The organism is Pedobacter mendelii (assembly GCF_014635725.1).
In the GTDB taxonomy this organism is placed as follows: domain Bacteria; phylum Bacteroidota; class Bacteroidia; order Sphingobacteriales; family Sphingobacteriaceae; genus Pedobacter; species Pedobacter mendelii.
In genome coordinates this window covers 503,223-526,818 of the sequence record NZ_BMDJ01000002.1, presented here as the reverse complement: position 1 = coordinate 526,818, position 23,596 = coordinate 503,223, and the positions used below count along the sequence as shown (strand labels likewise).

At 34.8% G+C, this 23,596-nt stretch carries 21 protein-coding genes; 8 read left to right on the top strand and 13 right to left on the bottom strand.

Annotated elements, in window-relative coordinates; all coding sequences use genetic code 11:
- Positions 1 to 58: 58 nt before the first annotated feature.
- The 5 genes from rpoC to IEV50_RS05715 all read left to right on the top strand — a co-directional run bounded on the left by rpoC (position 59) and on the right by IEV50_RS05715 (position 7,700).
- A complete protein-coding gene (rpoC, locus tag IEV50_RS05735) occupies positions 59 to 4,345 on the top strand; it encodes a DNA-directed RNA polymerase subunit beta' (protein ID WP_188412280.1) in 4,287 nt (1,428 codons plus the stop codon).
- 50 nt (positions 4,346 to 4,395) lie between these two features.
- Positions 4,396 to 4,713 carry a hypothetical protein gene (locus IEV50_RS05730; protein WP_188412279.1) on the top strand — a complete coding sequence of 106 codons (318 nt, stop codon included), beginning with the start codon at positions 4,396 to 4,398 and terminating at the stop codon, positions 4,711 to 4,713.
- Between the two features lie 78 nt (positions 4,714 to 4,791).
- Positions 4,792 to 5,103 carry a DUF3467 domain-containing protein gene (locus tag IEV50_RS05725; protein WP_188412278.1) on the top strand — a complete coding sequence of 104 codons (312 nt, stop codon included), beginning with the start codon at positions 4,792 to 4,794 and terminating at the stop codon, positions 5,101 to 5,103.
- A 75-nt stretch (positions 5,104 to 5,178) separates the two neighbouring features.
- Positions 5,179 to 6,402, top strand: a complete 1,224-nt coding sequence (locus IEV50_RS05720) for an OmpP1/FadL family transporter (RefSeq protein WP_188412277.1) — start codon at positions 5,179 to 5,181, stop codon at positions 6,400 to 6,402.
- Between the two features lie 11 nt (positions 6,403 to 6,413).
- Positions 6,414 to 7,700, top strand: coding sequence for an SGNH/GDSL hydrolase family protein (locus IEV50_RS05715; RefSeq protein ID WP_188412276.1), 1,287 nt, complete (start codon positions 6,414 to 6,416; stop codon positions 7,698 to 7,700).
- Between the two features lie 51 nt (positions 7,701 to 7,751).
- On the opposite strand, the gene miaA is transcribed toward IEV50_RS05715, so the two are convergent.
- From miaA to IEV50_RS05695, 4 genes are all read right to left on the bottom strand, one after another.
- A complete protein-coding gene (miaA, locus tag IEV50_RS05710; protein WP_188412275.1) occupies positions 7,752 to 8,666 on the bottom strand; it encodes a tRNA (adenosine(37)-N6)-dimethylallyltransferase MiaA in 915 nt (304 codons plus the stop codon).
- Between the two features lie 69 nt (positions 8,667 to 8,735).
- On the bottom strand, positions 8,736 to 9,380 hold the full coding sequence (locus tag IEV50_RS05705; protein ID WP_188412274.1) for an IS1096 element passenger TnpR family protein: 645 nt from the start codon (positions 9,378 to 9,380) through the stop codon (positions 8,736 to 8,738).
- Between the two features lie 86 nt (positions 9,381 to 9,466).
- Positions 9,467 to 10,873 (bottom strand): CCA tRNA nucleotidyltransferase, encoded by a 1,407-nt coding sequence (locus IEV50_RS05700; RefSeq protein WP_188412273.1) that lies wholly within the window; start codon positions 10,871 to 10,873, stop codon positions 9,467 to 9,469.
- A gap of 103 nt (positions 10,874 to 10,976) precedes the next feature.
- Entirely contained in the window at positions 10,977 to 11,543 is a 567-nt protein-coding gene (locus IEV50_RS05695) for an L-threonylcarbamoyladenylate synthase (protein WP_188412272.1), read from the bottom strand.
- Positions 11,544 to 11,736: 193 nt separating this feature from the next.
- Here IEV50_RS05695 and IEV50_RS05690 point away from each other — a divergent pair, with 193 nt between their 5' ends.
- Positions 11,737 to 12,267 (top strand): DUF4136 domain-containing protein, encoded by a 531-nt coding sequence (locus IEV50_RS05690; protein WP_188412271.1) that lies wholly within the window; start codon positions 11,737 to 11,739, stop codon positions 12,265 to 12,267.
- A gap of 2 nt (positions 12,268 to 12,269) precedes the next feature.
- Here IEV50_RS05690 and IEV50_RS05685 read toward each other — a convergent pair whose 3' ends face one another.
- Both IEV50_RS05685 and IEV50_RS05680 read right to left on the bottom strand, forming a co-directional pair.
- Complete coding sequence (locus IEV50_RS05685; RefSeq protein WP_229746639.1) at positions 12,270 to 13,475, bottom strand: glycosyltransferase family 4 protein; 1,206 nt, start codon at positions 13,473 to 13,475, stop codon at positions 12,270 to 12,272.
- A gap of 15 nt (positions 13,476 to 13,490) precedes the next feature.
- A complete protein-coding gene (locus tag IEV50_RS05680; RefSeq protein WP_188412270.1) occupies positions 13,491 to 14,309 on the bottom strand; it encodes a 2,3,4,5-tetrahydropyridine-2,6-dicarboxylate N-succinyltransferase in 819 nt (272 codons plus the stop codon).
- 175 nt (positions 14,310 to 14,484) lie between these two features.
- On the opposite strand from IEV50_RS05680, the gene IEV50_RS05675 reads away from it, so the two are divergent.
- Positions 14,485 to 14,889, top strand: coding sequence for an RNA-binding S4 domain-containing protein (locus IEV50_RS05675; RefSeq protein WP_188412269.1), 405 nt, complete (start codon positions 14,485 to 14,487; stop codon positions 14,887 to 14,889).
- Positions 14,890 to 14,905: 16 nt separating this feature from the next.
- Here IEV50_RS05675 and IEV50_RS05670 read toward each other — a convergent pair whose 3' ends face one another.
- The 3 genes from IEV50_RS05670 to IEV50_RS05660 form a co-directional block, all read right to left on the bottom strand.
- Positions 14,906 to 15,667, bottom strand: coding sequence for an EcsC family protein (locus IEV50_RS05670; protein ID WP_188412268.1), 762 nt, complete (start codon positions 15,665 to 15,667; stop codon positions 14,906 to 14,908).
- A gap of 52 nt (positions 15,668 to 15,719) precedes the next feature.
- Entirely contained in the window at positions 15,720 to 16,202 is a 483-nt protein-coding gene (locus tag IEV50_RS05665; RefSeq protein WP_188412267.1) for a nucleoside deaminase, read from the bottom strand.
- Positions 16,203 to 16,269: 67 nt separating this feature from the next.
- Positions 16,270 to 16,866 (bottom strand): OmpH/Skp family outer membrane protein, encoded by a 597-nt coding sequence (locus tag IEV50_RS05660; protein ID WP_188412266.1) that lies wholly within the window; start codon positions 16,864 to 16,866, stop codon positions 16,270 to 16,272.
- Between the two features lie 529 nt (positions 16,867 to 17,395).
- Between IEV50_RS05660 and gyrB the strand changes: the two genes are divergently transcribed.
- Positions 17,396 to 19,354 carry a DNA topoisomerase (ATP-hydrolyzing) subunit B gene (gene gyrB / locus IEV50_RS05655; protein WP_188412265.1) on the top strand — a complete coding sequence of 653 codons (1,959 nt, stop codon included), beginning with the start codon at positions 17,396 to 17,398 and terminating at the stop codon, positions 19,352 to 19,354.
- A gap of 331 nt (positions 19,355 to 19,685) precedes the next feature.
- Here the strand turns inward: gyrB and IEV50_RS05650 are convergent, their stop codons facing one another.
- The 4 genes from IEV50_RS05650 to IEV50_RS05635 form a co-directional block, all read right to left on the bottom strand.
- Positions 19,686 to 20,612: a bestrophin family protein gene (locus tag IEV50_RS05650; protein ID WP_188412264.1), complete on the bottom strand. Its 927-nt coding sequence runs from the start codon at positions 20,610 to 20,612 to the stop codon at positions 19,686 to 19,688.
- 25 nt (positions 20,613 to 20,637) lie between these two features.
- Entirely contained in the window at positions 20,638 to 21,135 is a 498-nt protein-coding gene (locus tag IEV50_RS05645; RefSeq protein ID WP_188412263.1) for a hypothetical protein, read from the bottom strand.
- A 256-nt stretch (positions 21,136 to 21,391) separates the two neighbouring features.
- Positions 21,392 to 22,744, bottom strand: coding sequence for a sensor histidine kinase (locus IEV50_RS05640; RefSeq protein ID WP_188412262.1), 1,353 nt, complete (start codon positions 22,742 to 22,744; stop codon positions 21,392 to 21,394).
- The gene (locus IEV50_RS05635) at positions 22,744 to 23,421 is read right to left on the bottom strand and encodes a response regulator transcription factor (RefSeq protein ID WP_188412261.1); all 678 of its coding nucleotides are present in this window, start codon (positions 23,419 to 23,421) and stop codon (positions 22,744 to 22,746) included. The genes IEV50_RS05640 and IEV50_RS05635 overlap by 1 nt, the downstream gene beginning before the upstream one ends.
- Positions 23,422 to 23,596: the final 175 nt, after the last annotated feature.

The window sequence follows — 23,596 nt, the reverse complement described above, 5'->3', positions numbered from 1 at the left end:
ACTGCACAGTCTTTAGCTTTAAGCTTTAAGCTTTGAGCTTTAACCTTATACAAGAGATATGTCTTACAAAAAGGATAATAAATTAAAAAGCAATTTCACATCAATCACGATAAGCTTATCGTCTCCGGAAATTATTTTGGAACGTTCGAGCGGTGAGGTGTTGAAACCGGAAACCATTAACTACCGTACTTACAAACCTGAACGTGATGGTTTGTTTTGCGAGCGTATTTTTGGTCCGGTAAAAGATTACGAATGTCATTGCGGTAAATATAAACGTATCCGTTATAAGGGTATCGTTTGTGATCGTTGTGGTGTTGAAGTAACAGAAAAGAAAGTACGTAGAGAGCGTATGGGGCACATCGCTTTGGTGGTTCCAGTAGCGCACATCTGGTATTTCCGTTCATTACCAAACAAAATCGGTTATTTATTAGGTTTACCTACTAAAAAATTAGATTTAATTATCTATTACGAGCGTTACGCAGTTATTCAATCTGGCGTAATGGAAGAAGAAGGCATCAAGTACATGGATTTCTTAACTGAAGAAGAGTACTTAGATATCTTAGATAAATTACCTAAAGAAAACCAATATTTAGATGATAAAGATCCTAACAAATTCATCGCCAAAATGGGTGCTGAAGCATTAGAAGATCTTTTAAAACGTATTAACTTAGATACTTTATCCTACGATTTACGTCACCAGGCTGCTAATGAAACTTCTCAACAACGTAAAAATGAGGCTTTAAAACGTCTTCAGGTTGTTGAAGCTTTCCGTGGTGCTAATACACGTATTGAGAATCGCCCTGAATGGATGATTGTTAAAATTGTTCCGGTTATTCCACCAGAATTACGTCCTTTAGTTCCATTAGAAGGTGGTCGTTTCGCAACTTCAGATTTAAATGATTTATACCGTCGTGTAATTATCCGTAACAACCGTTTAAAACGTTTGATTGAGATTAAAGCACCAGAGGTAATTTTACGTAACGAAAAACGTATGTTGCAGGAAGCTGTAGATTCGTTATTCGATAACTCTCGTAAAGTTAATGCGGTTAAAACTGAAGGTAACCGTGCTTTGAAATCACTTTCAGATATCTTGAAAGGTAAACAAGGTCGTTTCCGTCAGAATTTATTAGGTAAGCGTGTGGATTATTCAGCTCGTTCGGTAATTGTTGTAGGGCCTAGCCTTAAATTACACGAGTGTGGTATTCCTAAAGATATGGCTGCTGAGCTTTACAAACCGTTTATCATTCGTAAGATGATTGAACGTGGTGTGGTAAAAACAGTTAAATCTGCAAAGAAAATCGTTGATAGAAAAGATCCATTAGTTTGGGATATCTTAGAAAATGTATTGAAAGGTCACCCGGTATTATTAAACCGTGCACCTACCTTACACAGACTAGGTATTCAGGCTTTCCAACCAAAATTAATTGAAGGAAAAGCAATCCAGTTACATCCATTAGTTTGTACTGCATTCAATGCCGATTTTGATGGTGACCAGATGGCTGTCCACTTACCGTTAGGTAACGCAGCAATTTTGGAAGCCCAAGTATTAATGTTGGCAGCACACAATATATTAAACCCTGCAAACGGTACTCCAATTACTGTACCATCGCAGGATATGGTTTTGGGTCTTTATTACATTACTAAAGGCCGTAGAACTGATGACACCAGAGTTGTAAAAGGACAAGATTCTAATTTCTATTCTCCGGAAGAAGTAATTATTGCTTATAACGAGAAAGAATTAGACTTACATGCGTTTATCAAAGTTAGGGTAAATGTTAAACAAGCCGATGGTTCTATCGTTAACAAATTAACTGAAACCACTGTTGGTAGAGTGTTATTCAACCAAATGGTTCCTGAAGAAGTTGGTTATATCAACGAATTATTAACCAAAAAATCTTTAAGAGATATTATTGGTGAAGTAGTTAAAATGACAGGTATGGCTCGTTCATCTCAGTTCTTAGATGATATCAAAGAATTAGGATTCCGTATGGCATTCCAAGGAGGTTTATCGTTCAATTTACAAGACGTTAATATTCCTGTAGAGAAACATACATTATTAGAACAAGCAGCAGCTGAAGTTGAAGAAGTGAGAAACAACTATAACATGGGTTTCATCACAAACAACGAGCGTTACAATCAGATTATCGATATTTGGACTCGTATCAACAACAGGTTAACTACTTTCGTTATGACTCAGTTATCATCAGATAACCAAGGTTTTAACTCAGTTTACATGATGCTTGATTCTGGTGCACGTGGTTCTAAGGAGCAGATTCGTCAGCTTTGCGGAATGCGTGGTTTGATGGCGAAGCCTCAAAAATCAGGTTCAGGTGGTGATATTATTGAAAACCCAATCTTATCAAACTTTAAAGAAGGTTTATCGGTACTAGAATACTTTATCTCTACTCACGGTGCTCGTAAAGGTTTGGCAGATACGGCGTTAAAAACAGCTGATGCTGGTTACTTAACTCGTCGTTTACATGATGTTGCACAAGATATGATTGTTAACTCGGTTGATTGTGGTACTTTAAGAGGTATGTACACTACTGCGTTGAAAGATCAGGAAGATATTGTTGAGCCATTATACGACAGGATTTTAGGGCGTACTTCATTGCACGATGTTTATAATCCTTTGGATAATACATTATTAGTAAGTGCTGGTGAAGACATTAACGAAGATGTTGCAAAATTAATCGAAGAGTCTCCTTTAGAAGGTATCGAAATTCGTTCGGTATTAACTTGTGAGAATAAGAGAGGTGTTTGTGCATTATGTTATGGTCGTAACTTAGCATCTGGAAAACGTGTTCAAAGAGGAGAGGCAGTTGGTGTAATTGCAGCTCAATCAATCGGTGAGCCAGGTACACAGTTAACACTTCGTACATTCCACGTGGGTGGTACTGCATCAAACATTGCTGCAGAATCAAACATTGTAGCTAAGTTTGATGGTGTTATTGAGTTCGAAAATATTCGTACTGTTGATACTAAGACCGAAGAAGGAATAGTTCAGGTAGTATTAGGTCGTTCTGGTGAGTTCAAAATTGTTGAACCAGGAACCGGGCGTATTATTGTAACCAATAACATTCCTTACGGAGCATTTTTATTCGTAAAAGAAGGTGATAAATTATCAAAAGGTGATAAAATCTGTTCATGGGATCCGTACAATGCGGTTATTCTTTCAGAATTTGCTGGTAAAGCGCAATTTGATGCAATTATCGAAGGTGTTACCTTCCGTGAAGAATCAGATGAGCAAACTGGTCACCGTGAAAAAGTTATTATCGATACACGTGATAAAACTAAAAACCCTTCTGTTCAAATCGTTGATAAAAAAGGTGAATTCATCAAAGGTTATAACATTCCAGTTGGTGCTCACGTTTCAGTTGATGAAGGCGAAGCAATCCAAACTGGTCAGATTATTGCTAAAATTCCTCGTGCAACTGGTAAAACCCGAGATATTACAGGTGGTTTACCACGTGTAACGGAATTATTTGAGGCTCGTAATCCATCTAACCCGGCTGTTGTAACTGAGATTGATGGTGTGGTAACTTTAGGTGGTGTTAAACGTGGTAATCGTGAGATTACAATCGAATCTAAAGATGGTGAAGTTAAAAAATACCTAGTTCCTTTGTCTAAACACATCCTAGTACAGGATAATGACTTTGTGAAGGCAGGTATGCCTTTATCAGATGGTTCAATTTCTCCAGCAGATATCTTATCAATTAAAGGCCCTGCAGCGGTTCAAGAATACTTAGTAAATGGTATTCAAGAGGTTTACCGTTTACAAGGTGTAAAAATTAATGATAAGCACTTCGAGGTAATTGTGCACCAGATGATGCAGAAAGTTCACATTGAAGATCCAGGTGACACTATTTTCTTAGAAAACAATGCCGTTGACCGTTGGGATTTTGCTGACGAGAACGATGCAATGTACGACAAGAAAGTTGTTGAAGATTCAGGTGATTCAAACGATTTCAAACCTGGACAAATTGTTTCGTTACGTAGATTAAGAGATGAAAATTCTCAATTGAAACGTAAAGATTTAAAACAAATCACGGTTAGAGATGCAAGACCAGCTACAGCAAGTTCTATCTTACAAGGTATTACTCGTGCATCATTAGGTACTAAATCGTTCATTTCTGCGGCTTCGTTCCAGGAAACTACGAAAGTATTAAATGAGGCTGCTATTGCAGGTAAACGCGATAATATGTTAGGCTTGAAAGAAAACGTAATTGTTGGTCACTTAATTCCTTCGGGAACAGGTGTACGTGGTTACGAAAGAATCATCGTTGGTTCTCAAGAAGAGTACGATAAATTATTAGCTTCTAAACAAGAAGAAGTAGAAGCATAATTTTTTAATACATTTAAAATTTAGTCCTTCACCCAAAGTGGAGGACTTTTTTGTTTGGAATAGATTTTGTAATTTTATTAAAAATATTACCGCATGAGCGTTACAGAAATTCAACTTTTCAAATTCTTAAATTGAAACCTGGCGAACGGGATGCTGAAGAGTTAGTTTCATTTGTAAAGGAAGAAGTTAGAATAGAATTTGATAACAAAAGAGAGATTTTGGCTACTAAAGAGGATATTGCTAATATAAAGGAATATATCTTACAAGTAAAATCTGAACTTTCAAAATCATTTTACTTGGTAGGTCTTATTCAATTTTTAGCCATAGTTGGTTCAGTAATTGGTATTATTAATTTTATGATTAAATAGAACTACAAAACAATTTATTATAGAAGATTACATTTACTTCCGCTAATACATAGCGGAATTTTTTATTTTTGACACATTATGGAAGAACAACAAAACGAAAATCAATTAAATATCGAGCTATCAGAAGAAATTGCTGAAGGAATTTTCTCAAACCTTGCAATTATTACGCATTCAAACACCGAATTCGTTTTAGATTTTATACGCGTAATGCCGGGTTTACCAAAAGCTAAAGTAAAATCAAGAATTATTTTAACACCTGAACACGCCAAGCGTTTGTTAACTGCTTTAGAAGATAATATTCTAAAATTCGAAGCTGTTAATGGGCGTATAAAAACAAATGATGAGCCACCTTTTCCTATGGGTTTTGGCGGGCCAACTGCACAGGCATAATTTTCTTGCAACAAAACAAACAAATATTTGATTGCTATGTAAGCATAATATATATTTGTACGATAACCATATATAATGAAAAAAATTTTATTAAGCGTATTACTATCCGCCCCATTATGGGTTTTAGGGCAGGGTTTCCAGGTTAACTTACAAGGACAGAAACAGATTGGTATGGCTGGAGCAGGTTCTGCACTTGCTTTAGATGAGGCTTCTGTGTTTTTTAATCCTGGTGCAGTTAGTTTCTTAGAGAAAAACTCTATTTCCGCAGGCGTTAATCCATTATTATTCAAATCAGCTTTTCAGCGTACAGGTTCAAATGTAACAGAAGAGGTAAAAAACAAAATTGCTCCTCCATTTGAGTTTTATGCCGTATGGGGTCCAAAATCTAACAAATGGAAATTAGGCTTAGGTGTTTATACGCCCTTCGGAGGATTGGTAGATTGGGGGGATAATTGGTCAGGAAAATATGCTTTAACTTCTTTAAATTTAAAGGCTATATATTTCCAGCCAACATTAAGTGTAAAAATTACAGATAGAATTGGTATTGGAGCTGGTTTTGTTTACAATCACGGAGATGTTAATCTTCAACGGGCTTTACCCGTAAACTTCCCTGATGGTCATTCTGGTCATGTAACTTTAGAAGGTACCGGAAGTGGTTACGGATGGAATGCCGGTATTTACATTAACACCTTAAGCAATATCACTTTTGCTGTAGTTCATAAATCAAAAGTAAATACTAAACTTAATGATGGAACTGCAACTTTTGATGTTCCTCAATCGTTAAAAACTTCTTTTCCTGACGGAAATACATTTAATGCAGAACTACCATTGCCATCTACTACAACTTTGGGTATAGGCGTTCCACTTTCTCAAAGTACAACATTAGCTTTTGATGCAAGTTGGGTGCAATGGAGAGTTTATAAAGAACTTGCATTTGATTATGCAATAAATACATCCGCGTTAGCTGATACAAAATCTGCTCGTAATTATCGTGATGGTTCTTCATTTAAATTAGGTATTAATCATCAGGCATCAGATAAGTTCGCTTTAAGAGCCGGTGTTGGTTATGCATTTACTCCTGTTCAGAATGGTTATGTAACGCCTGAGGCACCCGATGCAGATCGTTATATTTTAAGTGCTGGCGCAGGTTATTCTTTTACTTCTAAATTTGAAGTTAATGCATCGTTCTTTTTTGAAGATGTTAAATCGCGTAAACAAAAAAATATTGAAACGGGCTTAGATGGTACTTTCAAAACTTTGGTTTATGCACCGGGTATTTCATTAACTTATAAATGGTAGGAGAATCACACATGAAAAAATATATATTAAATAGTTTTTTAGCCGCTGTTGTACTTTTTGCAGCATCTTGTAAACCTGAAATTGACACAGTTGTAGGTAATTCAGCAGGACAAGCAAATTTTAGCAAATACATCGCAGTTGGTAATTCATTAACATCGGGTTTTGCTGATGGTGGTTTATACCTTGAAGGACAAAAAGTTGCTTATCCAAACCTTATTGCGGCACAGATGACTACTGTTGGAGGTGGAAGTTTTACTTCTCCATTTTTTACAGATGCTCAAGCAAATGGTTCTGGGTATTTAACATTATCAGCGCTTGTAAATGGAAGTCCAACTTTAATACCTGTAACCAATAATCTTGCAGTTAGAGATGCATCAGGAAGGTTAACAAAATACACCGGAGAGGTTCAAAACTTAGGTATACCTGGTATGCGTGTTGATTTGGCATTTGCTGCTCCATTTGGTGCTGCAAACCCTTACCTAGAGCGTTTATTAACAGATACACAGGTTGGAACGGTAAGTTACTTCCAGTTTATTCAAGGTAGAAGCCATACTTTCTTTTCATTGTGGTTGGGTAATAACGATGCTTTAGGTTATGCAACAAATGGTGGTGTGACAACAGATGCAACAAATGTTTTAACTGACAAATCTACTTTTGCATTATTGTATTCAAACTTGGTTAATGCGTTAACCGCAGGCGGACAAAAAGGTGTTGTAGCAACCATTCCCGATGTAACCTCAATTCCTTATTTTAATACGGTTACGGTTGCAGCTTTACTAAATGCAGCTAAAGCAATTAACCCTGCTGCTGCTGCAATTTATATCCAAACAGGAGCAGGAGCGGTAAGGACTGCAACTGCGGAAGATTTAATTCGATTGCCATTTCAATCTGCAGGTTTATTTGGTGTTCCAAATGCTTCAGGTTTGCCTTATGGTTTACACCCTTTAAATCCGATAGCAAACAATTGGGTTTTAGATAAAGACGAAATTATTAAGGTGAAAGATTACGTTATAAGTTATAACAGTACTATTAAGTCTTTAGCAGATAGTAAAGGATTAGCTATTGCAGACACTTATTCCTACTTAAATCAAGTTAAAACAGGTCTTGTTATTCAAGGTGTTGGAATTAATTCAGCATTTATAACTGGTGGTGCTTTCTCTTTAGATGGTGTTCATTTAACGCCACGTGGAAACGCAGTTATTGCTAATGTATTTATTGATGCCATTAATGGAAAGTACGGTTCGAACATTCCTACGGTTGATATTACGCAGTACAGAGGAGTTAAATTTCCTAACTAAAAATTATTTTCAAAATTGAAAAGGCCTTGATTATTTCAGGGCCTTTTTCATTTAAATATTTTTATCAATTAATTCAATAACCTTCTCAACTTCATCAGGTTCAAACCAGGTAATTTCTTCATCTCGCCTAAACCAGGTTAATTGCCGTTTTGCAAATCTTCTTGTATTCTGTTTAATGGATGAAACGGCATCAGCAAAGGAAGCTTTTTCATCTAAATAATCAAATAATTCACTGTAGCCAACAGTATTTAGGGCATTGTATTTTCGATATTGCACTAATGATTTTACCTCCTCCAGCAATCCTTGGTTTACCATATCATCAACCCGTTGATTAATTCTATCATAAAGCTTTGCTCTATCTGTGTTAAGACCAATTTTTATGATTTGGAACGGTCTTTCTTTTTTCGTTGCAGAAAGCATAGATGATAGTTTTTTCCCTGTAGAAAGAAATACTTCCAATCCTCTAATCATACGCTGCGGATTGTTCTGATCTACTTTATCAAAATACTCTGGGTCATAACTTTTTAGCTGAGTTTGAATTGCATCTAAACCTTCTTCTTCAAATTGCTTATTTAGTTTTGCTCTGATTTCAAGGTCAATTTCTGGCATTTCATCTAAACCATTAATTACTGCATTAATGTAAAGGCCTGAGCCACCAACCATTATTGCAACATCATGATTAACGAAGATTTGACCGATAATTTTTAATGCTTCTATTTCAAAATCACCTGTGCTAAAAAGTTCTTCTACGCTGTGAGAATTAATAAAATGATGTTTTACAGCTGCTAATTCGTTTGTATTAGGTTTGGCAGTTCCGATTTCCATTTCCTTAAAAAACTGACGAGAATCTGCAGAAATAATTTCTGTGTTGAAATGCCTAGCCACCTCAATCGCCAAAACAGTTTTGCCTATTGCTGTTGGACCAACGATAATAATTAGAGTTTTGGATTTTTGGCTTTCTGGCATAAGGTTAAGGTATAAAAAAACTGTCGAATGTTAAATCCGACAGTTCCTGTTTTAAGCTAAAAATAAATTTTAGTAATCGTCTTTATGGGTGTCTTCTTCGAAACCTTCAGTATCTGAAAATTCATCTCCAAATTCATCTGCTGATTCAGTTTCGTCATCCTCTTCCCGCTCTTCTTCATTAATACCCATTTCTCCCATTGCCTCTAACTCATCAGTATCTTCAGGAACAAAATTTAATTCATTAAGAAAATCAAATTCACCTGGTACTACAACTCCTGGATCAACTGCTTGAGGACTATTTTGAAGAATAATTTTTGGAGCCTCACCTGAACTTCTTGCTAAAAAAGGGTACTCAATATGAGGATCAGCATCTAAAATAATTTTGATAAGCTCGACATGGAAATCAAAAGGGCGGTCAAAATTATAAGTGTAATAAAATTTTTGATGAGGGTCTTCTATAAAACCACTGAGCTTAGAGTTTTCCATTAAAACCACACGGTCTTTTTTACGCTCACTTGGTAAATAAGCAATTTCATCCCCTTTTAACCAGTTATCTGTACTTACATAAAACGATGAAGATTTTTCTGCATTGTATCCTGTAGACTTATGAATCGCTTTATGTAGGTCTTCAAATGTTTGGTTGGATTTAATGTCGATCTCTCTCACTACATCGTCAAAATCTTCGAAAGTAATTTTAAATTTATAAATTGCCATTATAGTTAATTGGTGCTGTAAAAATAAAGTTAATTTGTTTATCGCAGAACATCAAATGATACAAAAAGTTGTTTTTTGATTACAAATTATTTATTAACAGGATTTAATCCCATTTGTTTTGCCATATTCAGCATAAAAATAAACGCTTCGGTGTAGTCATTTGTTATTTCACCATCCAAAATTGCCTCACGGATTGCACTTTTTATGATACCAACTTCTTTTCCCGCATCAATTGCAAAGGTATTCATAATATCAATGCCAGAAATGGGTGGTTGCCAATTTCTAATTTTATCTCGTTCTTCCACATCCTTTAGTTTTTGTTTAACCAGTTCAAAATTACTGCGGTATTTTGTTTTCTTATATTCATTTTTGGTGGTAATATCGGCATTGCAAAGCAACATTAAGCTTTCAATTTCTTCGCCTGCATCAAAGAGTAAGCGACGAACGGCTGAATCTGTTACGATGTCCTGAGCTAAAACTATAGGTCTTAAATGTAGTTGTACCAGCTTTTGCACAAATTTCATCTTCTCATTCAGTGGCAACTTCAATTGTGTAAAAATTTTAGGCACCATTCTGGCACCTTTATCTTCATGGCCATGAAATGTCCAGCCGTGTCCCTCTTCGAAACGTTTTGTAGCAGGTTTGGCAATGTCGTGTAAAATTGCAGCCCAACGTAACCATAAATCATCAGTAACCGCACAAATGTTATCTAAAACTTCAAGTGTGTGGTAAAAATTATCTTTATGGCCTTTACCTTTAATCACATCGACACCATAAAGTTGTGCCATTTGAGGAAAAATTATGTGTAGTAAGCCGGTATCGAAAAGCAGTTTAAAGCCAATTGAAGGTTTTTGCGATAATATGATTTTGTTTAATTCATCAGTGATTCGCTCTTTTGATACAATATTAATGCGCTCTTTTTGGGTTTTAATTGCATTTATTGCCGCCTCATCAATTGTAAAATTTAATTGCGATGCAAATCTAATTGCCCGCATCATTCGAAGCGGATCATCCGAAAAGGTTACTTCAGGATTAAGCGGCGTTCGAATTATTTTCTTTTCTAAATCTTGAATGCCATCGAAGGGATCTAAAAGTTGACCAAAATTGTTCGCGTTTAAATTAATGGCAAGTGCATTTATGGTAAAATCTCTGCGAAGTTGGTCATCTTCTAGGGTTCCATCTTCAACAATTGGTTTTCTTGATTCTAAGCGATAGGATTCTTTTCTCGCACCAACAAATTCAATCTCTAAATCTTGAAATTTAATGTTAGCAGTACCGAAATTTTTAAATACAGCAACTTTTGTATTTAGTTTCTTTCCGACAGCTTCTGCATAATCTATCCCACTACCAACAACCACAACATCAATATCCTTTGATGATCGATTAAGAAATAGATCGCGAACAAATCCTCCGATAACGTAAGCTTCAGTTTGGTTTTTATCGGCAATAGCAGATAAAGTTTTAAAAATTGGGTTTTGTAAATGTTGTTGCATTAATTTTATTGAGGCTATTTACTCAAATTGGTAGTGTTTTTGTTTTATAAAACTGCAGATCAATGAAAATCTTCTACCAAACTGAAATGCAAAAATAGCAAAATTACTTACGAATAAATTCAAATTGGCCACCAGGTGAGAGTTTCATAATTGTTGATGGTTTTCTTATGGTACGGTCTTCCTGTTCAAAATCTACAATGTAATCAACAGCTTCGGTGATTTGAGTACTTATATCATCAAAGTTTTTAGGTGATGGTTCACCACTTATATTTGCCGATGTAGATACAATTGGCTTACGAAATCGTTGGATAAGCGCTGTACAGAAATCATGTTTCACAACCCTAATCCCAACGCTTCCATCTTCGTTTATTACATTGGCAGCTAAGTTTTTGGCACCTGAAAATATTACAGTAAGCGGGTTTTCTGCATATTCAATTAAATCATAAGCCACTTCCGGAACCTCGTCAATGTAGCTTTGAATCTTGTTATCATTATCTAGAAGAATTATTAAACTTTTCTCCCTTGGCCGATTTTTAATTTCCAATAATTTATCTACCGCATCTGGGTTAGTTGCATCACATCCTAAGCCCCAAATGGTGTCGGTAGGATATAAGATTACACCACCAGATTTAAGCATTTCTAAAGCTTTATTAATTTCATCTTTAAGCATAGCACAAAGGTAGTTTTTAAAATTATATGTTAAATCTCTTAATGGCTCTAATATTTAACATTTGACATAAAACAAAGGCTTTTTCCAAGCGTTTAAGATTAACTATCTTAGTGTAAAAATGAATACTTTATTTCACTTTCAAATTAAAAATTGGTATTTTTATATAGGTTATTAAACACAAAACACATTGTAAATGAAAACATTCCAAAAACTATTGATGCTATTTACAGTAGTAATTGCATTAGCAGGGTGTTCATCACTCCGCACCGCATCCGATTTTGATAAGGATGTTGATTTAAGCAGCTATAAAACTTATAATTTTTATGATAAGGGGATAGCAAAGGTTAAGCTGAATAATCTTGATAAAAGAAGGTTAATGGCAGCAGTAGAATCTCAAATGAATGCCAAAGGTTTCACCAAATCTACCAGTCCGGATTTACTTGTTAATTTAGTAGTTGTTGCCCGTGAAAGAACAGATTTTTACGGTCCTGGCTATTACGGTGGCTGGGGTTGGGGTGGCTGGGGCGGCTCTAACTTCGCTAATCAATACATTGAAGGAACAATTATTATCGATTTCTTAGATCCTGCAAAAAAAAAATTGTTCTGGCATGGTCAAGGTTCTGGATTTAATTTAGATAGCTTTAACAAAAGAGAAGAGCGTTTAAATACTGGAGTAAAAGAAATTTTAGCCCAGTATCCAACTAAAACGATGGCTACAAAATAGTATTACCTTAGAATATTCTTATAACAATTCATTAATTGTTGAGTTACTAAAGGGCTGTTGAATTTTTGAACAAATTCCAGCCCTTTTTTTTTCATCTCTTTTTGTATAATAGGTGATGCCAGAACTTTATTTATTTCTAAAGCTAATTCAATCTTATTATTTGGATTAACGTATATGCTATCTGGTCCGCCGGCTTCTTCCAAGCAAGATCCGGTTGCTGCAACTGTAGGAATGCCTGAATACAAAGCCTCAATAATTGGAATACCGAAACCTTCATAAAATGATGGATAAACAAATAAGTTTGCCATTTGATAAATTCCAGGCAAATCTGCAAAAGGAATGTTTTCAAGAAAAATAATTCTCTTTCTTAATCCGAGTTTATCAATTTCTTTTTCAACGCTTCTGAAATAGCTTGTCTGCCTGCCGATAACAACCAATTTATAATCTTCATCAACATCTTTTAATGCCTGAACGATTAGCTTTAAATTTTTTCTTTCTTCAATGGTTCCTACATTAAGAATAAATTTCTCGGGCAGTTTATACTTTGATTTAATTCTACTTAAGGTTGCTGTATCAAAAGGTTTTTTAAAACTATCATCGCAGCTTTGATAAATGACTTCAATCTTATCTGCGTTAACGCCATATAATTCGACTATATCTGCTTTGGTTTTGTCACTTATGGCAATAATTTTATCAGCTCTTTTGCAAGCCGATTTACTTTTCCATTGGTAAAGTTTTCTGTCTATAAAGTTGTAATACTGGGGATAGCGAAGGAAAATTAAATCGTGAATGGTTACTACAGACTTAATTCTGGTATGCTGAATGGCAAAAGGAATTTCGTGACTTAAACCATGATAAAGCTGTACTTCATCTTTAACTAAATCTTTTAAAATATTTAGGCTTCTCCATAAAAAGCTCCCACTTTGAGGAAGTTTTAAGGTAATTTTTTCGTTAGATAAAAATGAATCAATTTGTTTGGCAGATTTTACTTTTGGCGAATAAACCAAATATTCATTTTCAGGAAATTGCCTAGCCAAAGCTTCTATTAAAGAGCGGCTATAATTGCCCAAACCCGTTAAATTATTTGCTGCCCGCTTACCATCAAAACCGATTTTTATATTAAAGCTTAAAGCCGAAAGACCAAAGCTTGATTGCTCAAGTTTAGGGCTTTCGGCTTTTGTAATTTGCTCTTCGCTTTCAGCTTTCACCTGTATGCTTTTAGCTTAAACAGCTACATTATTTTCCCTCAACGCATCGTTAAGTGATGTTTTCTTATCTGTACTTTCTTTACGTTTGCCAATAATTAAAGCACATGGAACTTGATAATCGCCAGCCGGGAATTTTTTGGTATAACTACCAGGAATTACAACAGAACGAGCAGGCACAATACCTTTATATTCAACAGGTGTTGGTCCGGTTACATCAATAATTTTGGTTGAAGCTGTTAATACAACATTAGCACCTAAGACTACTTCTTTTTCTAATTTAACGCCTTCAACAACAATTGCTCTAGAGCCTAAGAAACAATCATCCTCTATAATAACAGGAGCGGCTTGAACCGGTTCTAAAACACCGCCAATGCCAACACCACCGCTTAAATGTACACGCTTACCAATTTGCGCACATGAGCCTACAGTAGCCCAGGTATCTACCATCGTACCTTCATCAACATAAGCGCCAATATTTACATAAGATGGCATCATAATTACGCCCTTAGCCAAAAACGAACCATAACGGGCACTTGCCATTGGTACAACACGCACACCGGTAGTTTTATAATCGGTTTTTAAATCCATTTTATCGTGGTAAACAAAAGGACCGCTTTTAATTTCTTTCATCTCACGAATCGGGAAGTATAATATTACGGCTTTTTTTACCCACTCATTAATGCCCCAAGAGTTTAAAACAGGTTCAGCAACACGAATTTCACCTTTATCTAATCCCATAATTACGGCTTCGATGGCTTCACAATAATTGCTATATTTTAAAAGGGTTCTATCTTCCCAAGCGGCTTCAATTAATTTCTTTAAATCTGAATACATGTTGTTTTTAAATTTTATGCAAAATAACTTAAAATTTTTGGTTTTTTAGTTTTTTAGGTGTTTGGTTTTTTGAGTTATGGTTGCTTAACTTTGGTTTTTAATCTTTTTGAATTTTCTAAAAAACATAACAATTTACGATTAGTTTAATTACAATATACCAAATAACCAACCACTAATGACAGAAACAGAAAAACTTAGAATAGATAAATATTTGTGGGCAATCAGGTTATTTAAAACCAGAAGCTTAGCTACAGATGCTTGCAAAGCAGGGAGAATAAAATTCAAAGGCCAAAACATCAAACCATCTGCTGTTGTTAAAGTTGGTGATGTGTATTCTGTATCTAAAGGAATTGAAAAAAAAATTATTGAAGTTTTAGAACTTTCTTACAACAGAACAGACTCGCCAACAGCCTTGAGCAAATACAAAGATTTAACACCTGTAGAAGAAACTCATGCTTTTAAATCAATGTTCCATTCTCCTAATTTAAAAAGAGATAGAGGTACAGGCCGACCAACCAAAAAGGATAGAAGAGAAACAGACGATTTAATAGGAGGTTTATTTGAAGATAAGGATGATTAGTTTTGGTTTCCAGTTTTCAGTCTTCAATTTTGAGCTTATGATTTTCAGTTATTTTTATAGATTGAATATTGAAATACCTCATTCTGTAGCTCATCATTGCGGTTTTTCCTAATTTTTCTATCAGTTTGTAATTTGCAACTGCACCAACTGCCGCACCGATAAAAGGTAGCATCTGAGCAAGTTTAGCTAAATCAATATAATCTCTATATTGTTGTTGAAAAGTTAACCAATCAAACTCATCAATATTAGTTGGGAGTTTATGTGCTTTATTATCCCAATCTTCCATTTTTAAATAAATATTTTTGCTTTCTTCTTTGCTCGAAAAAGCCAATTGAAAAATATGCAAAATAAATAAGCGTTCGCGATAATCTTTTACTTCATACCCATATACGGCAGCAATATCAAAAAGCATTTTCATTTTTATTCCCAGTAATAAAGGGAAATCTGCAAGGCTCATTAAAAAACCTCCTGCACCGGTAATCCCGCCTTCTGCAGCGCCAGTTTTCTTATAATTTTCAATTTTTTGCTTAATTAATGCTTCGCGATGCATTAATGTTAAATTTGTAAAAGGTTTTGATGTGGTAAAAGTAGAACCAAAAAGAACCGCTTTAACCATTTGCTTAATTGCAGTGGTTATAGCATTATGAATTTTATCAGGAATGTAGCTATTAATTTTCTTTTGAACTTTATCTGTAACTTTATTAAAAAGAGATGGCTTTTTTAAGGTTTTATATTTCCAAAATTCCAGTTCATGGATAATTTTTTGCTCGTAGGTCATGCCGGTTTTTTATAATCAGACGCTTTATAGATAGCAAATGTTTCAATGTTATCTAATAATCTCTTCGCATTGGCGATGTTTCCCATAGTTTAAAGGCTTCCATTGCGTCATCTCTCATCATTTGAACCACTGGTAATGTTCTTTTGTCCATAGGTTTATCAAGTTCTTCATAAATAAATTTATCATCAAAACCAATATGTGCGGCATCTGCTTTGGTATTGGCATAATAAATGGTTTCAATCCTCGACCAATAAATTGCACCTAAGCACATTGGGCATGGCTCGCAACTCGTATAAATTACACATCCGCTTAAATCGAAAGTATTTAGGGCAGTACAAGCCAATCTTATTGCCGAAACTTCTGCGTGTGCGGTTGGGTCGTTTGTGGTTGTAACTTTATTAGCTGATTTTGCTATAACCTTTCCATCCTTAACAATTACAGCACCAAAAGGGCCTCCAATGCATTCGCTTACGTTTTTTACTGACAGTTCAACTGCCATGCGCATAAAATCTTCGTGTTGTTGCTTAATCTCCATAATTAAATGTTAAAACAAAAAAAATGCCCTGATTGTTCAGAGCATTTTTTAGAAATCATATTAAAAATTATTTTTTTGCGTAATCTGCATTTAAGCCTTTAATCACTTCAGAAGTTACATCTAAACTTTCATCTGCAAATAAAATGGCACTGTTGCCTTTTGAGTAAGTTAAAACCATTTTATAACCTTTTCCTTTTGCATAACCTTTTAAATAACCAGCAACTTTATCATATAATTTTTCATTTTCTGCAGCTTGCTCGTTTTGCAAAGCGCCACCCGCATTTTGCTGGTAAGTTTGTAATTCTTGTTGTTTACGACCTAAACGCTCTTCGGTAGATTTACGAACATCTGCTGCTAAGGTACCTGCAGTTTGTTGGTATTGAGCAACTTCTCTTTGAAAAGCCTGTGTTTTGGCTTGCATATCTGCCTGTGCATTTTTCGATTTACCTTCGAATTTAACTTTAAGATCTTTGTAATAATCGTATTTAGTTAATAAAGAATCTGAATTTACAAATACAATTTTTTCATTTGCAGAAACAGCTGCAGTACTATCTGTTTTTTTAGTTTCAGTTGTTTTAGTGTCTTTGTTTTGGCATGCAGAAAATGCAGTAATTAAAGCTGCAGTAGCAAATAAACCAAAGGTTTTAAAGGTTCTTCTTTCCATTCTAGTTTAATAAATTTTAGCAAAGATAAAAATGATAATTAAGTATGCAATAAATACTTTTAGGTCATAAACTTTTCTATAGTAATTGTTTACAGTTTAAGTTAACGAAGCTTTACACTTATAGATTATTTGAAAAGCAGATACTGTAGTTCATTTTAAAGGTAATCCCGCCAGCCGCTTTACTTCGCATTTCAGCCAAAGGCTGATGCTACGTGTTCGCTCTTGTCGGGTTTAGGTGGCGCAGCCCATGCTAAAATTTGCAGTTGCAGGGAGCAGAATTAACCTAAAAGCGAAAGATTTAGTTATTTAAACCCGATTGAAATGAAAAGCGCCCGATTCTTCATCGGGCCTTGTAATGGAAAGCGGGACTAACATCTAATTGAAACACAGGTTTTGCTTTCCAAAACATCATTTAAACTGCCATGAAGGCTATTTATGGCTAGTTAGTGTTGGTTCCAAAACTTATCCACATATTAGTTTTATTGCCGAAATTTCCGTATTTTTGATACTTATTGTTTTTAATTAAAATATGAGCGAAGAACAGGATTTAAAGTCAAATTATTCGGCAGATAATATACAGGTTTTAGAAGGTTTGGAAGCGGTGCGTAAGCGCCCTTCGATGTATATAGGTGATACTGGTGTAAAAGGTTTGCATCATTTGGTTTATGAGGTTGTAGATAACTCAATTGATGAGGCTTTGGCCGGTCATGCGGATACAATCGATGTAAGAATTTTAGAAGGAAACTCGATTAGAGTTGAAGATAACGGTCGTGGTATTCCAACCGGAATTAACACAAAAGAAAATAAATCGGCATTAGAAATTGTAATGACGGTTTTACACGCTGGTGGTAAATTTGATAAAGATACTTATAAAGTTTCTGGTGGTTTGCATGGTGTTGGGGTAAGTTGCGTTAACGCATTATCTACGCATTTAATAGCTGAAGTGCACCGTGAAGGTAAAATTTGGATGCAGGAATATAACATTGGTAAACCTTTGTATGATGTAAAGGAAACTGGTGTTACGGATAAAAGAGGTACGATTGTAACTTTTACCCCCGATGCTACAATTTTCACACAAACAACTGAATACAAATACGATACATTAGCTGGTCGGTTACGCGAATTGGCCTTTTTAAATAAAGGAATTAAATTAACGTTAACTGATGAACGTGAAAAACTTGACGATGGAACTTTCTTTTCGGAAGTTTTCCAATCTGAAGGTGGCCTAAAAGAATTTGTTTCGTTTTTAGATGGAACCCGTGCATCTTTTTTACCTGAACCGATTTATATCGATGGTATTAAGAATGGTGTACCAGTAGAACTGGCTTTTCAGTACAATGATAGTTACTCAGAAAATGTACACTCTTATGTAAACAACATTAATACGCATGAAGGCGGTACACACATTGCAGGTTTCCGTAGAGGTTTAACGCGTACTTTAAAAAGTTATGCAGATAAATCCGGGCTGTTAAAAAACCTAAAAATGGAAATCACAGGTGATGACTTTAGAGAAGGTTTAACGGCTGTGGTTTCGGTTAAGGTTCAGGAGCCTCAATTTGAAGGACAAACTAAAACCAAATTGGGTAATACCGAAGTTATGGGTGCGGTTGATATTGCTGTTGGCGAAGCATTAGGAGCTTATTTGGAAGAAAATCCGAAAGAAGCTAAAATGATTGTTAATAAAGTTATTTTAGCTGCTACCGCTCGTGCTGCTGCTCGTAAAGCACGCGAAATGGTTCAACGTAAAAGTGTAATGGGTGGTTCGGGTTTACCTGGTAAACTTGCCGATTGTGCTGATAGCGATCCCGTAAAATGTGAGATATACTTGGTAGAGGGTGACTCGGCGGGTGGAACAGCAAAACAAGGTCGCGATAGAAACATTCAAGCGATTTTACCTTTAAAAGGTAAAATTTTGAACGTTGAAAAGGCAATGGAACATAAAATTTACGAGAACGACGAGATTAAGAACATGTTTACAGCAATCGGTGTGAGTATTGGCACACCTGAAGATGATAAAGCTTTGAACATGACGAAATTACGTTATCATAAAATCGTAATCATGACGGATGCTGATATTGATGGTTCTCACATTACAACCTTAATTTTAACATTCTTCTATCGTTATATGCGTGCATTAATCGAGGCCGGTTATGTTTATATTGCATCGCCTCCACTTTACCAGGTTAAAAAAGGTAAAGATTTCGAATATTGCTGGAATGATACAGAGCGTGATGCTGCTGTACAACGCATTAAAGGTAATGGTAAAGAAGATAGTGTTCACATTCAACGTTATAAGGGTTTGGGTGAAATGAACGCTGAACAGCTTTGGGATACGACATTAAATCCTGCTACCCGTACTTTATTACAAGCTACAATTGAAAGTGCAGCGGAATGCGATCATACATTTTCTATGTTAATGGGCGATGAGGTTGCACCACGTAGAGAGTTTATTGAACGTAATGCAAAATATGCTAAAATTGATGCTTAACTCCTAAATCTCCCAAAAGGGACTTTAAAACAAAAAACGAAGCTGTCTCATAAATCAATTTATCTTTGCATCTTGTCACGTTGAGCTTGTCGAAACGCCCTAAAAGGCAGTTTTGCAAGTCCTTCGACAGGATCAGGGTTACATCTGTTATTTTTGAGACAGGCTAGTTTTTTGTTTTGAATTTTAACTGAGCAAAAATAAGAGCCTAATGAAATTAATCATAGGCTCTTTCATTATTATTAACTTGCGCCAATGTGTTCTTCATCCGAATAACAGTAATGTGGCTTAACTAACCAGTCCAAAAATGGACTTCAACTAAAAATCTATAAAATTATAGAATGTAATATGACCCAACTGGAGCCAATTCCGTTTGAGGTTTATCCTCGTATAATTTGTTATCATCCAACATCTGGCATAAATCTCTTTCTATCGTTCTGCATATTGTGGTTGTTGGCGTATCCGTTGGTTTATTCTCAAAAGGATCCTGTAGGTGAACAGCCATTTTCTCAACCAGTAAAAAGAATGCAGCAATTGCAACAACTAGCGGAACTTCCATGTATCCAAAATACTCTATTAAGCCAAAGGGCAATAAAACGATAAACAAATGAATAGACATGTTTATGTATTTGCTGTAGGTAACCGGAAATACAGTATTTTTAATTCTTTCAGAACCGCCCATGTGGTTACAAAGTGCTGATATTGTTTTGTCGATTTCAATTTGCTGATATTTATTAATCCAGCCTTCCTGCAACGCTTTCTTTAAATCCATTCCGTGTAACTCCAATAAGCTGGTGGTAACATTTTTACGTTTTTTAATAAAAGCTATTTCTTCAGGATTTAAGTATTCTTCCAATCCTTTTCTCGGACTAAAACCCCTTAATGCTTGGCTAAGTGCATAACACCAGGCAATTTGGCGTTTAATAAATTTCGCTTTAAACTGCTCTATTTCTTCCTGATTGTATGGGTTATCTACAAATGATAAAATTTGGCGGGAAATAGATCTGGAATCATTAACGATTGCTCCCCATAAAATTCTGGCTTCCCACCATCTATCATAGGCTTGGTTAGATCGGAAGGCGAGTAAAAGAGATATAATTGTGCCTAATAAAGCAGGTACAGCAACAGGAATTGAAATGCGTGTAACATGAAAATTCTGATAGAGTACAACAATACCTACTGAATAAGCAATGACAAAAAGCAATTCTTTCTTAATTTTTCCGAATATATAAGTTAGGGGAACATTATTTCGTAACAGCATGATATATAATTTTGGAGATGATTAATTACACATTTACTTCTTGTAATTGTGCTTCGTGAATTTTAGTATCAATAAGGTTTTCAGATTGATGAACAGTTAAAACATTTAAGTTAAGTAATTCGCAACCTGAACGCTCTGTTAAATATTTTGGATCGATACTAAACTTATTTATTGGAGTAAACTTGTAGTCTTTTAAATAAGCGATGGCGTTTACATCAAAAGCTTCTATAAAGTTTTTAAAGGCTGCCACAGTGCTTCCATAAAAATATTCTATACCGATGGTTTGTATTTTATCGTGGTATTGATTTTTGTATTCATCAATTTTTAAATAAAACTCGTCGCTAACGTTTTCATAATCACGGCTGCGGCGGCTAAGCATTAGCATATCTGTAATAGAATCTGAAAGTTTAAAAGCATGAACAAAAATTAAATTTAATTTTTCGCCAGTTTGGTTTTGAACAATGGCATCGATTACTTTAATGCTTTCTAAATTAAAGTCGGTTGGAATTAATATTGTTTTCATAACCTGATGTTTTTTAAATAAATTGATTAAATTATTTATACAAGTTTAGGCTGATGATATTATAGCGAAATAAGAATGAGATTAAAATTAGATTAGAATTTAAAGAGCAAGGAAGAGGAAGATGGGATATGGAAGATGGAACAAACAAAGAGCAAGGATAAGAATCTGTTTTAAAGGTGTAACTAAAAACCTAAAAAACCAATAAACCAAAAATCCAACTAAATAACCAACCAACTAACAAACCAAAAACCTAATTTCAACCTTTAATAGGTAATATAATTTTTATTTCTGTACCAATTCCTTCTTGTGATTTTATGGCGATACTGCCTCTGTGCAATCGAATAATATTTAATGATAATGGTAAACCTACACCATAACCTTTAAACTGATTGGTGTTTGATGCACGATAGAAAGGTTCAAAAATATGCTGAATGTCAGTTTCTGGTATTCCAATTCCCTGGTCGTTAACAGCTATTGAGAGTAAATTTGTTTTACTTTCAAGGGTAATGGTAACGGTTTTATAATCAGAGTATTTGCAGGCGTTGCTTACTATATTTGTGATGGCGAGTTTGATTAAATTTTTATTAACTCTGAGTGTGATCAACTCCTCATCTTCGGGTAAAGTGCTAAAATCAATTTCTATTTTACTACCGGGATGAACCTGATTTACAGAGTCTTTAATTTCCCAGATCAATTCATCCATTCTAACCTGTTCCCAGGGTTGGTTTTTTCCATTGAAACCAGATTGAGCTAAGCCTAATAAACTTGTTAATATGTTATTTAGTCTTTCAGATTCATCTTTAATTTTTAGCAATGCATTATGCTGTTTTTCCGAATCATCCTTGGCTTTCATTGCCAGTTCTACTTCGCCGCTAATAATTGTCAAGGGGGTTCTTAGTTCATGCGAGGCATTACTAATAAAATTATTTTGTGTTTCGAATGCAGTTTCCAAACGATTAAGCATATTGTTAAAGGTTTGCGCTAGTTGAGACATTTCATCGCTGCCATTTTTAACATCCAAACGCAAATGAAGATTTTCTGCTTTAATTTTTTTTACGCTTTTTATAATATTTCGTAAAGGCATAAGCATATAATCAGAAAATTTCCAACCTACAATAAAAGATAAAATTACAGATAGAAAAAAACCAATAATAAGAATTTTCTGTAAATCTTTTAATTCACGAAAACCAAATGGATCGTTTGCTGATACAATTACAATATAGCCCTTTTGCGAATTTTTAAAGAATTTACCTGCATAAAAGTGATTATCAACGCGATAGCGGGCTATAGAGCCAGAATTTATCCTGTTGTAAAAACTTTTAGGTAAAATTCTATCAACTTTAATTTCAGGCTTTCCTGCTTCAATTATGTATTCTCTTTCTGCTGGTAAACGCTCAAGATATTGATTGCGCATTTTTGCATAAACATCATTGTTATCATCCTCATAAAGCTTTAGTTGCGCCGCAATATTTACCCTTGCCTCTAAACGTTTGTAAAAATCTTCAAAGGCAAAATCGTTAGAAAAATACCAAACAAAACCACTTAAAAGCGAGATGATAATCGCAGATAAAATGACAAAAAGTAAGGTTATTTTCTTGGCAATCTCCATTACTTTTCTTTTAAAACGTAACCCATTCCAACTGCCGTATGGATAAGTTTCTGTTCTGAATTTTTATCTATTTTTTTTCTAAGATAGTTTACATAAACATCAACAACATTTGTTCCGAGATTGAAATCAATATCCCATACACTTTCTAAAATATCAATTCGCGATAAGATTTTAGATTTATTCTTGGCCATAAATTCGAGCAATCGATATTCTGTAGCGGTTAATACAATATCATGCTGATTCCGTTTAACAGTTTTAGCACTCAGGTTTATCTGTAAATCTGCAACTGTGATTATCTGATCGAAAGAAATTTTGCCACTGTATCTTCTTAATAAAGTTCTAATCCTTGCAAAAAGTTCAGCAAATTTGAATGGTTTTATGAGGTAATCGTCTGCTCCGTTATCTAATCCGTTAACAATGTTTTCTGTTGTTCCTAAAGCGGTTAACATTATTATTGGTGTATTTGGCTTTTGCTCTTTTATAATTTTACAAAGCTCCAAACCATTTATGCCTGGTAGCATAATATCCAGCATAATCAAATCGAATTCATTTTCCATAGCCATTTGTTTGCCTATCAAACCATCTGGAGCTACACTTACCGTAAAACCTTCTTCGGTTAAACCTCTCGAAACTACAGAGACAACGCTGGGCTCATCTTCTACAAGTAATAAATTCATCTGTTGGCAAATAATCTAAAAAACAGGAGATTTCAAAATCTTAATTTAAGAAAACTCAATTTAACTGTTTTTTTAACGCAATGCCGACATAATTGTTTGTTTATCAATATATCCAAAAAAATAAAAGTCTATATCATAAATCAATTTATCTTTGAATCTTGCTACGTTGAACTTG

Coding starts and splice junctions, on each gene's coding strand:
- rpoC (WP_188412280.1), top strand. CDS start 59: ATGTCTTACAAAAAGGATAATAAATTAAAAAGCAATTTCACATCAATC.
- IEV50_RS05725 (WP_188412278.1), top strand. CDS start 4,792: ATGGAAGAACAACAAAACGAAAATCAATTAAATATCGAGCTATCAGAA.
- IEV50_RS05720 (WP_188412277.1), top strand. CDS start 5,179: ATGAAAAAAATTTTATTAAGCGTATTACTATCCGCCCCATTATGGGTT.
- IEV50_RS05715 (WP_188412276.1), top strand. CDS start 6,414: ATGAAAAAATATATATTAAATAGTTTTTTAGCCGCTGTTGTACTTTTT.
- miaA (WP_188412275.1), bottom strand. CDS start 8,666: ATGCCAGAAAGCCAAAAATCCAAAACTCTAATTATTATCGTTGGTCCA.
- IEV50_RS05705 (WP_188412274.1), bottom strand. CDS start 9,380: ATGGCAATTTATAAATTTAAAATTACTTTCGAAGATTTTGACGATGTA.
- IEV50_RS05700 (WP_188412273.1), bottom strand. CDS start 10,873: ATGCAACAACATTTACAAAACCCAATTTTTAAAACTTTATCTGCTATT.
- IEV50_RS05695 (WP_188412272.1), bottom strand. CDS start 11,543: ATGCTTAAAGATGAAATTAATAAAGCTTTAGAAATGCTTAAATCTGGT.
- IEV50_RS05690 (WP_188412271.1), top strand. CDS start 11,737: ATGAAAACATTCCAAAAACTATTGATGCTATTTACAGTAGTAATTGCA.
- IEV50_RS05680 (WP_188412270.1), bottom strand. CDS start 14,309: ATGTATTCAGATTTAAAGAAATTAATTGAAGCCGCTTGGGAAGATAGA.
- IEV50_RS05675 (WP_188412269.1), top strand. CDS start 14,485: ATGACAGAAACAGAAAAACTTAGAATAGATAAATATTTGTGGGCAATC.
- IEV50_RS05670 (WP_188412268.1), bottom strand. CDS start 15,667: ATGACCTACGAGCAAAAAATTATCCATGAACTGGAATTTTGGAAATAT.
- IEV50_RS05665 (WP_188412267.1), bottom strand. CDS start 16,202: ATGGAGATTAAGCAACAACACGAAGATTTTATGCGCATGGCAGTTGAA.
- IEV50_RS05660 (WP_188412266.1), bottom strand. CDS start 16,866: ATGGAAAGAAGAACCTTTAAAACCTTTGGTTTATTTGCTACTGCAGCT.
- gyrB (WP_188412265.1), top strand. CDS start 17,396: ATGAGCGAAGAACAGGATTTAAAGTCAAATTATTCGGCAGATAATATA.
- IEV50_RS05650 (WP_188412264.1), bottom strand. CDS start 20,612: ATGCTGTTACGAAATAATGTTCCCCTAACTTATATATTCGGAAAAATT.
- IEV50_RS05645 (WP_188412263.1), bottom strand. CDS start 21,135: ATGAAAACAATATTAATTCCAACCGACTTTAATTTAGAAAGCATTAAA.
- IEV50_RS05640 (WP_188412262.1), bottom strand. CDS start 22,744: ATGGAGATTGCCAAGAAAATAACCTTACTTTTTGTCATTTTATCTGCG.
- IEV50_RS05635 (WP_188412261.1), bottom strand. CDS start 23,421: ATGAATTTATTACTTGTAGAAGATGAGCCCAGCGTTGTCTCTGTAGTT.